The sequence below is a fragment of the Acutalibacter sp. LFL-21 genome, from assembly GCF_025630755.1.
Classification (GTDB): Bacteria; Bacillota; Clostridia; order Oscillospirales; family Acutalibacteraceae; genus Acutalibacter; species Acutalibacter stercoravium.
In genome coordinates this window covers 180,117-191,584 of the sequence record NZ_JAOTNT010000006.1, presented here as the reverse complement: position 1 = coordinate 191,584, position 11,468 = coordinate 180,117, and the positions used below count along the sequence as shown (strand labels likewise).

The 11,468-nt window shown below is 61.4% G+C and carries 11 protein-coding genes; 9 read left to right on the top strand and 2 right to left on the bottom strand.

Annotation, left to right across the window (positions count from 1 at the left end; all coding sequences use genetic code 11):
- The first annotated feature begins 48 nt into the window (after window positions 1-48).
- Window positions 49-426 (top strand): hypothetical protein, encoded by a 378-nt coding sequence (locus ODJ80_RS09175; RefSeq protein WP_178865008.1) that lies wholly within the window; start codon window positions 49-51, stop codon window positions 424-426.
- Between the two features lie 60 nt (window positions 427-486).
- On the opposite strand, the gene ODJ80_RS09170 is transcribed toward ODJ80_RS09175, so the two are convergent.
- Window positions 487-2,190 carry a hypothetical protein gene (locus ODJ80_RS09170; RefSeq protein WP_263041835.1) on the bottom strand — a complete coding sequence of 568 codons (1,704 nt, stop codon included), beginning with the start codon at window positions 2,188-2,190 and terminating at the stop codon, window positions 487-489.
- Complete coding sequence (locus ODJ80_RS09165; RefSeq protein WP_263041881.1) at window positions 2,187-2,744, bottom strand: RNA polymerase sigma factor; 558 nt, start codon at window positions 2,742-2,744, stop codon at window positions 2,187-2,189. The genes ODJ80_RS09170 and ODJ80_RS09165 overlap by 4 nt, the downstream gene beginning before the upstream one ends.
- A gap of 243 nt (window positions 2,745-2,987) precedes the next feature.
- Between ODJ80_RS09165 and ODJ80_RS09160 the strand changes: the two genes are divergently transcribed.
- From ODJ80_RS09160 to ODJ80_RS09125, 8 genes are all read left to right on the top strand, one after another.
- Window positions 2,988-3,737, top strand: coding sequence for a TVP38/TMEM64 family protein (locus tag ODJ80_RS09160; RefSeq protein ID WP_263041834.1), 750 nt, complete (start codon window positions 2,988-2,990; stop codon window positions 3,735-3,737).
- Between the two features lie 236 nt (window positions 3,738-3,973).
- On the top strand, window positions 3,974-5,200 hold the full coding sequence (locus ODJ80_RS09155) for an argininosuccinate synthase (protein ID WP_263041833.1): 1,227 nt from the start codon (window positions 3,974-3,976) through the stop codon (window positions 5,198-5,200).
- Between the two features lie 91 nt (window positions 5,201-5,291).
- Window positions 5,292-6,677: an argininosuccinate lyase gene (gene argH / locus ODJ80_RS09150; RefSeq protein ID WP_263041832.1), complete on the top strand. Its 1,386-nt coding sequence runs from the start codon at window positions 5,292-5,294 to the stop codon at window positions 6,675-6,677.
- A 1-nt stretch (window position 6,678) separates the two neighbouring features.
- On the top strand, window positions 6,679-7,719 hold the full coding sequence (gene argC, locus ODJ80_RS09145) for an N-acetyl-gamma-glutamyl-phosphate reductase (protein WP_263041831.1): 1,041 nt from the start codon (window positions 6,679-6,681) through the stop codon (window positions 7,717-7,719).
- A 42-nt stretch (window positions 7,720-7,761) separates the two neighbouring features.
- On the top strand, window positions 7,762-8,976 hold the full coding sequence (argJ, locus tag ODJ80_RS09140; RefSeq protein ID WP_263041830.1) for a bifunctional glutamate N-acetyltransferase/amino-acid acetyltransferase ArgJ: 1,215 nt from the start codon (window positions 7,762-7,764) through the stop codon (window positions 8,974-8,976).
- 26 nt (window positions 8,977-9,002) lie between these two features.
- Window positions 9,003-9,329: a hypothetical protein gene (locus ODJ80_RS09135; RefSeq protein WP_178863106.1), complete on the top strand. Its 327-nt coding sequence runs from the start codon at window positions 9,003-9,005 to the stop codon at window positions 9,327-9,329.
- A gap of 25 nt (window positions 9,330-9,354) precedes the next feature.
- Window positions 9,355-10,206, top strand: coding sequence for an acetylglutamate kinase (argB, locus tag ODJ80_RS09130; RefSeq protein ID WP_263041829.1), 852 nt, complete (start codon window positions 9,355-9,357; stop codon window positions 10,204-10,206).
- Window positions 10,207-10,252: 46 nt separating this feature from the next.
- A complete protein-coding gene (locus tag ODJ80_RS09125; RefSeq protein WP_263041828.1) occupies window positions 10,253-11,419 on the top strand; it encodes an aspartate aminotransferase family protein in 1,167 nt (388 codons plus the stop codon).
- Window positions 11,420-11,468 lie beyond the last annotated feature (49 nt).

Here is an 11,468-nt window from a genome sequence, read left to right as displayed (position 1 = left end):
GCTGCAATGCGGCCGCCTGCGTAATTCCAAGAGAAGGGGGCACCTGATATGCCGGATAAGAGAGAACCTTTGCTGCTTTTGGATAACAGCACCATGTATGTCATCGGCGCGGGGGATTACCACTCCACCAACCTGAGCTTTGAGGAGGCCAAGGCCATCATCGACATGTACAGCACGGAGGACATCCTCCGCTGCTTCACCGACCGGGCCACCGAGCAGGTGCTCCACGACTTTGTGGGCATCGAGCCCCGGAACTTCGCCTACAAACCCATTCGCAAAATGCGGGTGGGGCAGGACGCCATCGCCGTGAAGCTGCACATCACCCCCTCGGAGACACAGCCCGAGGTAGAGGCCTCGGATGGCGTCACCGCCAAGAAGATCCAAAACGTGTACGTCTATTGCCAGTACATCACCCGCACCAGCTGAAGAAAGAAACGAAGGGGCCTCTCGCCTGGGAGGCCCCTTTTCTGCGTCCAAGTTTCTTTTTCATTCACCTTTTGCAATGGCGTCTAGGTTCACTCCGTTGTAGAGGGAGCCGCCTGTCACTTGCTCCACAAAGCCTTTGGCTTCTTCTTCACTGAAGGAGACCTGACTGGCAAAGGCGTCTACCACCATAAAAGCGGGGCCTGCGGCAGGTTGGAAGGCGGCGCTGTAAGCGGTGTGGTCCATGGTGCTGCCGTCTTCGTACTCCACGGGGGAGAAGATCTGCTGGGTGGCTACGTCCATGTTGTTGACAGTGGCGCCGGCCAAAGCCAGCACCTCTTCCACGTCCTGCCCCCAGGTTCCTGTTGGTTCCATGTTGTATAGGCTGACAGCAAAGAGTTGGAACATCTCATGGTTCTCAGTGTCTGGGTCATCCCGGTAGCCGCCCACAAAGACTTTGATGAGCTCGCCCTCATCCGAGAAATATCCGTAGGCCAATACCTCGTCATTTTCTGTCAGCATATCGCGCCAAGGCACTGCCCCGCCCCAGATGGAGGCCAGTTCTTCCTCACTGAGAGTGTAGTCCGATTTGGCCCCGTGGGGAGCCTGGTCCTGTGGCTCCAAATAGAGCTCCGTAAAGGTGTTCCAAACGTCAGAGAACGTGTTGTCCCCCTCTGGGCGGGATGTAAATGACAGGTCCACGGTGGGGGATGCTGCCGGTTCCTGGCGTACAGCGGAGCTGTCGATTTGGGACTCGATCTCAGAGGACACAGCGCTTTCCGCCTGGGACGAGGCGGAGGACTCTTCCTGGGGAATGCCCAGGGGCCCCAGCACGGTCAGGTGGTAGGAGTCGCCGTAATTCACGTTGGGGGTATCCTTGCCCTTGGGTTCAGCAGAGATGTCCTCCAGGCTCAGGCCGTGATATACCCCATAGCCTGCCGCCACCTCCGCCAGGTGCTGGGCCTCCTCCTCTGTCAGGGTGTCGCCGCCAACAGCCATCAGGCCCGCGCTGGCGCCGTCCAGAGTGTAGCCGGTGCAGTACAGGGTGGAATCCACCTGGATGGATTCCCCACTCACCGGGTCGATGTAGCCGCCCTGGTAGGGAAACTGGGCGGCCCGCACCCCCACACCCTCCACGGTGTTGTTGGGCTCCCCCAGAAAAGCCAGCTGCTCCTCGATCTGAGTGGGGAGATCCTCCTGTCCCAGCGCCAGCAGGAAGGCGGGGGTTTTCTCCACGGGGAAGGTCTCCAAACTTTCATCCACGATGGAGGGGTCGTACCCCGCCACCATCACCTGGAGGGTGCCCCCGTTCTCGTCAAAGAGGGCCGTGCCGGTCAGGTAATAGTCCCCCATCCAGGAGAGGCCCGGCTGCTCCCGCAGGGAGGAGAGCTCATCCAGTGTCAGGGTCCGCTGGATGACGCCCTCCGCGTAGACGCCGCCCACCGACGCGCCGATGCCGCTGTCGCTCACGGCGAACTCCAGGTGGGGGATGGGTACCTCCGGGGCTTCCTGTTCTGCCGCCCGGGCTTCCCCAGTGGCAGCGTTTTCCAGGGTGGTGACCTCCGGGCCCGGGTCCCCCGAGGTGAGCAGAGGCCCGCCGAACAGTAGGGCGGCGCCCGCCCCCAGCCCCAGGCAGAGGGCCAGGCCGGCGGCCAGGGCCCACACGGGATGGCGCTCCTTTTTCACGGCAGCGCTCCAGGGCAGGGCTTCCTCGATGTACCGTTCGTCGATGTCGTTGAGCGCTTGCATCAAGTCTTTTCCGTTCATTCCAAAACCCCCTTTTTCTGCAAGTGGGCCCGCAGCTTGTCCCGCAGGCGGGAGAGCCGCACGGCCGCGTTGTTCTCCGTGATCCCCAGCTTCAGGGCCAGCTCCTTGTAAGAGCTGCCGTACCAGTAGCGCCCCAAAAACAGCACCCGGTCCCGGTGGGACAGCCCTTTGACAAAGCCGTTCAAGGCGGCCCCCAGCTCCTTGGCGTCCTGTTCCCTCTCCGGCGTGGAGGACCCGGCCAGGCAGTTTTCCAGCTCCGAGAGGGCCACGTCCAGCTGGCGGTTCCGCTTGCCGGCCCGGTTGTAGTGATAGCGCTTCAGGCACAGGTTGCGCACCACCCGCAGGGCATAGGGCAGCAGGGGCTGGGGCTTTGCCGGCGGGATGCTGTTCCACAGCCCCAGGTAGGCGTCGTTCAGGCACTCCTCCGCGTCCTGGGGGTCGGGCAGCAGGTTCCCGGCCAGGCCCCGTAGCTGAGAGCCGTAGGCCTCCTCCACCGCGTCCACGGCTTGGGGCAGGCGCTGCCAAAACAGCTCGATGATGTCCCGGTCCTTCATCCTTCTCACTCCTCCTTTTCCCTCTCTGTCTTTATTCTACGGTTTTTTAGGCATTCCTTACAGGGGTTTGAGAAAAATTTCCAAAGACGCCCGCCCGGGCCCTTCGGAACGCAGGGAAGCCCGCGGCAATGGAAGAAAAAATTCAGAAACTGTTTAAGATTTCTTGAGCGCTTTCTTTTATACTAAAAAGAAAAGAAAGGGTAAATGGATCGCCCTGGCAGGTCCGGAAGGGAAAGCGAGTCTATGGAAAAGCGAGAGAGAAAAAGAAAACGGATTGTAGCCCTGGTGTGCTTGGGGGTGGCCCTGGCAGCCATGGGCCTGGTGTTTTGGTTTGTGGGCAAGCCCATGCTGCAGTTTGTCTCCCAGCCGGACCAGTTTCGGGACTGGGTGGACACCCACGGGATCTGGGGGCGGCTGGCCTTTTTGGGCATGATGATGCTTCAGGTCTTTGTGGCCATCATCCCTGGAGAGCCCCTGGAGATTGGGGCCGGCTATGCTTTCGGCATTCTGGAGGGCACGCTGCTGTGCGTTTTGGGCACCACCCTGAGCAGCATTGCCATCTTCCTTTTTGTAAAAAAGTTTGGCATGCGGTTCGTCACGCTGTTTATCGCGGAGGAGAAAATCCACTCGCTCAAGTTTCTGCAGAACGCCCGCCGGCTGAACCTCATCGCCTTCATCCTGTTTTTTATCCCTGGCACGCCCAAGGATGTGCTCACCTATATCGTGGGCTTGACTCCCATGCGCCTGCGCACCTGGGTGCTTATTACCACGGTGGCGCGCATTCCTTCCGTGATCACATCCACCATCGGCGGGGACGCCCTGGGCACACAGAACTACCTGTTTGCCGTCATTGTCTTTGTGGCTACGGCGGCCATCAGCGGCCTGGGGGTGCTGGTGTATCGGAAAATCACCCAGCACCACCAGCGGAAGGAGCGGGAGCGCCAGGCCCTGGAGCAGGGAGTGGAGCCGGCAGGCAAAAAGTCTCCTGTATAATTTGGTGAATATTTTGCATAAAAATTGGAATGGATGGGAGTTGCGCAAGCCGCTCCCTCATTTTTGTCCCTGAAAATAGGGAAAATAACGGGAAAAGAAGCCGCTCCCGTGTTGGTTTGCAAAAAATATGAATAAATATGCAATTTGCCCTTGATTTTTTCCGAAAGGGGTGTATAATAGCAAGTGTCACAAAACCCAAGACTCTTTTGAATTTGCAATAAAGGAAGGGACCCATCATGGCAAACGAGATTAAAAAGGTAGTGCTGGCCTACTCCGGCGGCCTGGACACCTCTATCATCATCCCCTGGCTGAAGGAAAACTACAACAACTGCGAGGTTATCGCCGTTTCCGGCGACGTGGGCCAGGGCACCGAGCTGGACGGCCTGGAGGAAAAGGCCAAGAAGACCGGCGCCTCCAAGCTGTACGTGCTGGATTTGAAAGAGGAGTTCATCCAGGACTACGTCTACCCCACGGTGAAGGCCGGGGCTGTGTATGAGAACAAGTACCTGCTGGGCACCTCCTTTGCCCGTCCCATCATCGCCAAGGGCATTGTGGACATCGCCAAAAAAGAGGGCGCCGACGCCATCTGCCACGGCTGCACCGGCAAGGGCAACGACCAGGTGCGTTTCGAGCTGGCCATCAAGGCCTTTGCTCCGGATATGAAGATCATCGCCCCCTGGCGCATCTGGGACATCAAGAGCCGGGAAGAGGAGATTGAGTACGCCGAGGCCCACAACATCCCCCTGAAAATCAACCGGGAGACCAACTACTCCAAGGACAAGAACTTGTGGCACCTCTCCCACGAGGGCCTGGATTTGGAGAACCCCGCCAACGAGCCCCAGTACAACAAGCCGGGCTTCCTGGAACTGGGCGTCTCCCCCGAGCAGGCCCCCGATGAGCCCACCTACATCACCCTGCACTTTGAGAAGGGCGTGCCCACCCAGCTGGACGGGGAGACCCTCACCGGCATGGAGATGGTGGCCAAGCTCAACGAGCTGGGCGGCAAAAACGGCATCGGCCTGGCGGATATCATCGAGAACCGCCTGGTGGGCATGAAGTCCCGTGGCGTCTACGAGACTCCCGGCGGCACCATCCTCTACCACGCCCACAACAAGCTGGAGGAGCTGTGCCTGGATAAGGAGACCTATCACTACAAGCAGCAGATTGCCCTGAAGTTCGCCGACCTGGTGTACAACGGCCAGTGGTACACCCCTCTGCGCCAAGCCCTGTCCGCCTTTGTGGACTCCACCCAGGAGACCGTCACCGGCGACGTGAAGCTGAAGCTCTATAAGGGCAACATCATCGACGCGGGCGTCACCTCCCCCTACTCCCTGTATGACGAGGAAATCGCCACCTTTGACGAGGACGAGGTGTACAACCAGGCCGACTCCGCCGGGTTTATCAACCTGTTCGGCCTGCCCATCAAGGTCCAGGCGAAGAAGGGCCTGACCTACGACAAGTAAGGGCATTTTATATGGACCACCCGGACGAGGGGGCTTTCCCAAGGGAAAAGTCCCCTTGCCCTTTTTAAGAGACTCCACGGGAGGGAACACTATGAAGCTTTGGAAAGGCCGTTTCCAAAAGGAAGCCGACCCCAAGACCAACGACTTTAACTCCAGCATCTCCATCGACAGCCGGATGTACCGGGAGGATATCGAGGGCAGCATGGCCCACGCCACCATGCTGGGGGAGTGCGGCATCATCGAGAAAGGCGAAAGCGAGAAGATTGTGAAGGGCCTGCAGGGCATTCTGGCCGATTTGGATTCCGGCGCCCTGATGATTGACCCGGACGCCGAGGACATCCACACCTTTGTGGAGGGGGAGCTCACCGCCCGCATCGGCGACGCGGGCAAGCGCCTGCACACCGCCCGCAGCCGCAACGACCAGGTCGCCTTGGATGTGCGCCTGACCTTGCGCAAGGACTGCGCCGCCGTCCAGACCCAGCTGAAGGACTTTGTGAAAGTGCTGTGCCGCAAAGCGGAGCAGTACGCCGCCACAGTGATGCCCGGCTACACCCACATGCAGCGGGCCCAGCCCATCACCTTTGGCCACCACTTGATGGCCTACGCCGAGATGCTGCTGCGGGACCTCTCCCGCCTGGAGGACGCCCTGAAGCGCATGGACGTTATGCCCCTGGGCAGCGGCGCCCTGGCCGGCACCACCTATCCCTTGGATAGGACCATCACCGCGAAGCTGCTGGGCTTTTCCCAGATTAGCCAGAACAGCCTGGACGGCGTCTCCGACCGGGACTTCTGCGCGGAAATCGCCTTTGACGCCTCCCTCATCATGGTGCACCTGTCCCGCTTCTGCGAGGAGCTGGTGCTGTGGTGCTCCTGGGAGTTCCAGTTCATCGAGCTGGACGACGCCTTCTCCACCGGCTCCAGCATCATGCCCCAGAAGAAGAACCCGGATATTGCCGAGCTCATCCGGGGCAAGAGCGGCCGGGTGTTCGGCGACCTGATGGCCCTGCTCTCCATGATGAAGGGCCTGCCCCTGGCCTACAACAAGGACATGCAGGAGGACAAGGAAGCTGTGTTCGACGCGGTGGACACCCTCAAGCTGTGCCTGACGCCCCTCATCCCCATGGTGGAGACCATGACCGTGAAGGAGGACAAGATGCGGGCCGCGGCCGCCGGGGGCTTTATCAATGCCACGGACTGCGCCGACTACCTGGTGGCGGAGAAGGGCCTGCCCTTCCGGGACGCCTATAAGATCACCGGGGAGCTGGTGGCCCTGTGCATCCAGAAGGGCCTGACCCTGGAGACCCTGCCCCTGGAAGACTACCGGGCTGTCTGCCCCGACTTCGATGAAGGCGTGTACGGCGCTATCTCCCTGGAGAAGTGCGTGGGCGGCCGGAAGGTGCTGGGCGGCCCCGCCCCGGAGAACGTAAAAGCCCAGGCCCAGCGGGTGCTGGGACTGCTGGAAAAGGAGGAAAAGTGACATGGAACCCATTAAAGTGGGCGTGGTGGGGGCCACGGGCTACGCGGGCAGCGAGATCTGCCGTCTGATCGCGGGCCATCCCCAGGCGGAGCTTTCTGCCATCAGCTCCGTCAGCTTTGAGGGCATGGCCCTCTCCCAGGTGTACCCCGCCTACAGCCAGATGATTGATTTGGTCTGCGGCACCCAGGACCAGGTGGTGGAGCAAAGCGACGTGGTCTTTGCCGCCCTGCCCCACGGCCTTTCCCAGGACTTGGCCGCCCAGTGCGACGCCCTGGGCAAGACCTTCATCGACATGGGCGCTGACTTCCGCCTGGAGGACGAGGCCGCCTACCAGGAGTGGTACGGCGGCGAATACCAGGACAAGGCCCTCCATGAGAAGGCGGTGTACGGCCTGCCGGAGTTCTTCCGGGAGAAGATTCGGGGGAAGAAGGTCATCGCCAACCCGGGGTGCTACACCACGGCGGTGCCCCTGGCCCTGGTGCCCGCCCTGGAGGCCGGGCTGATCGAGCAGGAGGGCATCATCGCCGACTGCAAATCCGGCGTCACCGGCGCTGGGAGAAAGCCCACCCAGGGCAACCACTACCCGGAGCTCAATGAGAGCTTCACCGCCTACAAGGTGGCGGCCCACCGCCACACCCCGGAGATTGAGCAGACGCTGTCCAAAATAGAGGGCAGCCCCCTGAAGGTGACTTTCGTGCCCCACCTGCTGCCCATCAACCGGGGCATCCTAGCCACCTGCTACGCCAGGCTGAAGCCCGGCGTCACCGAGGACCAGCTGTGGGAGGCCTACCACGCCCGCTACGACGGGGAGTACTTCGTCCGCCTGCTGGGAAAGGGCCAGGTGGCCAACGTGAAGAACGTGCGCTACAGCAACTTCTGCGACGTGTCCCTGTTTGTGGACAGCCGCACCGGCACCTTCATCGCCATCTCCGCCATCGACAACATGGTCAAGGGGGCGGCGGGCCAGGCCATTCAGAACATGAACCTGAGCTTCGGCCTGGAGGAGACCGCGGGACTGACTATTGTCCCTCCAGCCTTCTAAACAGGGGAACCACATAGATTAAGTAGAGAGGGGAATCAACCTATGAAGATGATAGAAGGCGGCGTTACGGCGGCCCAGGGTTTTGTGGCCGGGGGCATCCACTGCGGCGTCCGCAAGAATAAATCCAAGCCCGACCTGGCCATGATTTACAGCGAGGCTCCCTGCGCGGCCGCCGCCGTGTACACCCAGAACCTGGTAAAGGGCGCGCCCATTCTGGTCACCCAGAAGAACATCGCGGACGGCGCCGCCAAGGCTGTCATCTGCAACTCCGGCAACGCCAACACCTGCAACGCCGACGGCGAGGAAAAGGCCCAGACCATGTGTGATCTCACCGCCCAAGCCCTGAGCATCGACCCCCAGGACGTGGTGGTGGCTTCCACCGGGGTTATCGGCCAGGTGCTGCCCATCGAGCCCATCCAGGCGGGCATCCCGGAGCTGGTAAAGGCCCTGAGCGCAGACGGCTCCCACGCCGCGGCCACCGCCATTATGACCACTGACACCATCGCGAAGGAAGCGGCGGCGGAAGTGGAGATCGGCGGCAAAACCGTGAAGGTGGGGGGCATCTCCAAGGGCAGCGGCATGATCCACCCCAACATGGCCACCATGCTCTGCTTTGTCACCACGGACTGCGCCATCAGCCCGGCCATGCTGGACAAGGCCATCCACCAGGTGACGGAAAAGACCTTCAACATGATCTCCGTGGACGGGGACACCTCCACCAACGACACCTTCGCCATCCTGGCCAACGGTGCGGCGGGCAACCCGGAGATCACCGCCCCCGGCCCGGACTACGACGCCTTTGCACAGGCACTGGAAGCCGTGTGCCGCCAGCTCTCCAAGCTGATGGCAGGGGACGGGGAAGGGGCCACCAAGCTGCTCATCTGCCGGGTGGACGGCGCCGCGGACCTGTCCATGGCCCGCACCGTGTCCAAAAGCGTCATCTGCTCCACCCTGTTCAAGGCGGCCATGTTCGGCGCAGACGCCAACTGGGGCCGGGTGCTGTGCGCCATTGGCTACTCTGGCGCGGCGGTGGACGTGAACAAGATCGACGTGTCCTTCCGCTCGGCCAAAGGCCAGGTGGATGTGTGCCAAAACGGCGCGGGCATCCCCTTCTCCGAGGAGGAGGCCTCCCAGGTCCTCTCCGAGCATGAGATCGAAATTTTGGTGCACCTCCATTTGGGGGAGGCTTCCGCCGAGGCCTACGGCTGCGACCTGACCTATGACTATGTGAAGATCAACGGCGATTACCGCACTTGAGTGCTGGTGGAGAAAGGAGTGTCTCCATGAAACATAGGTTGGACTGGGGCTTCTGGGAGATTGCCGCCCTGGTGCTGGCGGGTCTGGTGTACCTGGACGTGCTGGCTTTTCTGGTTCTGGCAGTGTTGGGTATTGGGTTGCTCATCGTTTACGCCTTGGAGATGGGCTTTGTGGCGGGGGTCTTGCTGTTGCTGGCCCTGGCGTTGTACTTGCCGGGAAAAAAGCGCATGGCTAAGCTGCCCCGGCGGTTGCTGCTGGGGGCGCTCATCGCCGGGGGCGTGATGCTGCTGCTCTTTGCCCTGGCTGTCGGGGCGCTGGTACTTTACACGGCCAATTATACCGCCGGCCTGTGACTGGCGAAACGAGGGGGAATTTTCGGTGGACATTTCAAACAGCGAGCGGGCAAAGGTCCTGGTACAGGCGCTGCCCTATATTAAAAAATACGCGGGCAAGACCGTAGTGGTGAAGTACGGCGGCAACGCTATGATCGACGAGGGCCTGAAAAACGACGTGATGAACGACATCGTGCTGATGCAGCTGGTGGGCATCAACGTGGTGCTGGTCCACGGCGGCGGGCCGGAGATCAACGCCATGCTGAAAAAGATTCAAAAAGAGAGCAAGTTCTTAAACGGCATGCGCGTCACGGACCAGGAGACCATGGATATCGTCCAGCAGGTGCTGGCGGGCAAGGTGAACAAGGACCTGGTCCAGCGCCTGGAGGACGCGGGCGGCAAGGCTGTAGGCCTGTGCGGCCTGGACGGCTCCCTGCTGAAAGCGGACCAGCTGGACACGGAGCTGGGCTATGTGGGGGAGATTCGGGAGGTAAACGTGGACATCCTGCGCAATGCCGCCGGGAACGGCTATGTGCCCATTGTCTCCACCGTGGCGGCTGGGTATCACGGCGAGGTGTTCAACATCAACGCCGACGTGGCCGCCGCCCGGATCGCCTCATCATTAGGGGCCATGAAGCTGATTTTGATGACGGACGTGCGGGGCCTGCTGCGGGACAAGGACGACGAGAGCACCCTGATCCCCGTGGTGAACGTCAGCGACGTCAGCCGCTTAAAGAAAGAGGGCATCATCTCCGGCGGCATGATCCCCAAGATCGACTGCTGCGTGGACGCGGTGCGCCGGGGCGTGGGCCGGGCCCACATCATCGACGGGCGGACGCCCCACTCCATCCTGGTGGAGCTGTTCACCGACGAGGGCATCGGCACGATGTTCTATTAAAAAACGCCGCTTCGCGGTTTTACGATTTTTCGTTGGGAGTGATACCATGACCTTTCAGCATATCAAGGACCAAGACCAAGCTTACATCCTGCCCACCTATGGCCGGGTGGACGCCGCCCTGGTCAAGGGGCGCAACGCCCGGGCCTGGGATGTGGACGGCAAGGAATACATCGACTTCACCGCAGGCATCGGCGTCAACGCCCTGGGATACAGCGACCCGGAGTGGGTCCAAGCTGTGGCGGGCCAGGCGGGCGCCATCCAGCATCTGTGCAACTACTACTACAGCCCGGAGAACACCGCCCTGGCCCAGGAGCTCTCCCAGGCCTCCGGCATGGCGAAAGCCTTTTTCTGCAACTCCGGCGCCGAGGCCAACGAGTGCGCTGTCAAGATAGCCCGCAAGTACGGCGAGAAGCGGGGCGCTTACAAGATTGTCACTCTGAACAACTCCTTCCACGGCCGCACCCTCACCACCTTGGCTGCCACCGGGCAGGAAGGGTTCCACAAGGATTTCCTTCCCCTGACAGAGGGCTTCCTCTACGCCGAAGCCGGGGACTTGGAAGGCATCCGGGCCCTTCTGGATGGCTCCGTCTGCGCCGTGATGCTGGAAATGGTCCAGGGCGAGGGCGGCGTCATCCCCATGGACGAGGAATTTGTAAAGGGCCTGGCCCAGCTGTGCGGGGAAAAAGACGTGCTGCTCCTCATCGACGAGGTGCAGACTGGCATTGGGCGCACTGGCTCCTTCTATGCCTACCAGGGCTATGGGGTGAAGCCGGACGTTGTCACCACAGCCAAAGGCCTGGCAGGTGGCCTGCCCATGGGCGCCTGCCTGGTCAGCGAAAGGCTGGGGGATATCTTGAAACCCGGCATGCAGGGCTCCACCTTTGGGGGCAATCCCGTTGCCAGCGCCGGGGCCCGGGTGGTGGTGCGCCGGGTGTCCGACCCCGCCTTCCTTCAGAGCGTGGCGGAGAAGGGCGCCTGCTTCCGGAAGAAGCTGGAGGCCATGCCCCAGGTGGAGTACGTCCGGGGCCGGGGGCTGATGATCGGCGTGAAGCTCAAGGAGAAAGACGCCCACGAGGTGCTGGTGCAGTGCGCCAAGCAGGGGCTTTTGATCCTCACCGCCAAGGAGCTGGTGCGGTTTCTGCCTCCGCTCACTATCACGCAAGAGGATATAGACCAGGGCCTGGCCATCTTCCAGAGAGTCCTGGGAGCATAACACAGAGACGGTCCGCGCCGTTTACCGGCGGGAGCACAGAAAGGAAGGA

Coding starts and splice junctions, on each gene's coding strand:
- ODJ80_RS09175 (WP_178865008.1), top strand. CDS start 49: ATGCCGGATAAGAGAGAACCTTTGCTGCTTTTGGATAACAGCACCATG.
- ODJ80_RS09160 (WP_263041834.1), top strand. CDS start 2,988: ATGGAAAAGCGAGAGAGAAAAAGAAAACGGATTGTAGCCCTGGTGTGC.
- ODJ80_RS09165 (WP_263041881.1), bottom strand. CDS start 2,744: ATGAAGGACCGGGACATCATCGAGCTGTTTTGGCAGCGCCTGCCCCAA.
- argC (WP_263041831.1), top strand. CDS start 6,679: ATGGAACCCATTAAAGTGGGCGTGGTGGGGGCCACGGGCTACGCGGGC.
- argJ (WP_263041830.1), top strand. CDS start 7,762: ATGAAGATGATAGAAGGCGGCGTTACGGCGGCCCAGGGTTTTGTGGCC.
- ODJ80_RS09135 (WP_178863106.1), top strand. CDS start 9,003: ATGAAACATAGGTTGGACTGGGGCTTCTGGGAGATTGCCGCCCTGGTG.
- argH (WP_263041832.1), top strand. CDS start 5,292: ATGAAGCTTTGGAAAGGCCGTTTCCAAAAGGAAGCCGACCCCAAGACC.
- ODJ80_RS09125 (WP_263041828.1), top strand. CDS start 10,253: ATGACCTTTCAGCATATCAAGGACCAAGACCAAGCTTACATCCTGCCC.
- ODJ80_RS09170 (WP_263041835.1), bottom strand. CDS start 2,190: ATGAACGGAAAAGACTTGATGCAAGCGCTCAACGACATCGACGAACGG.
- ODJ80_RS09155 (WP_263041833.1), top strand. CDS start 3,974: ATGGCAAACGAGATTAAAAAGGTAGTGCTGGCCTACTCCGGCGGCCTG.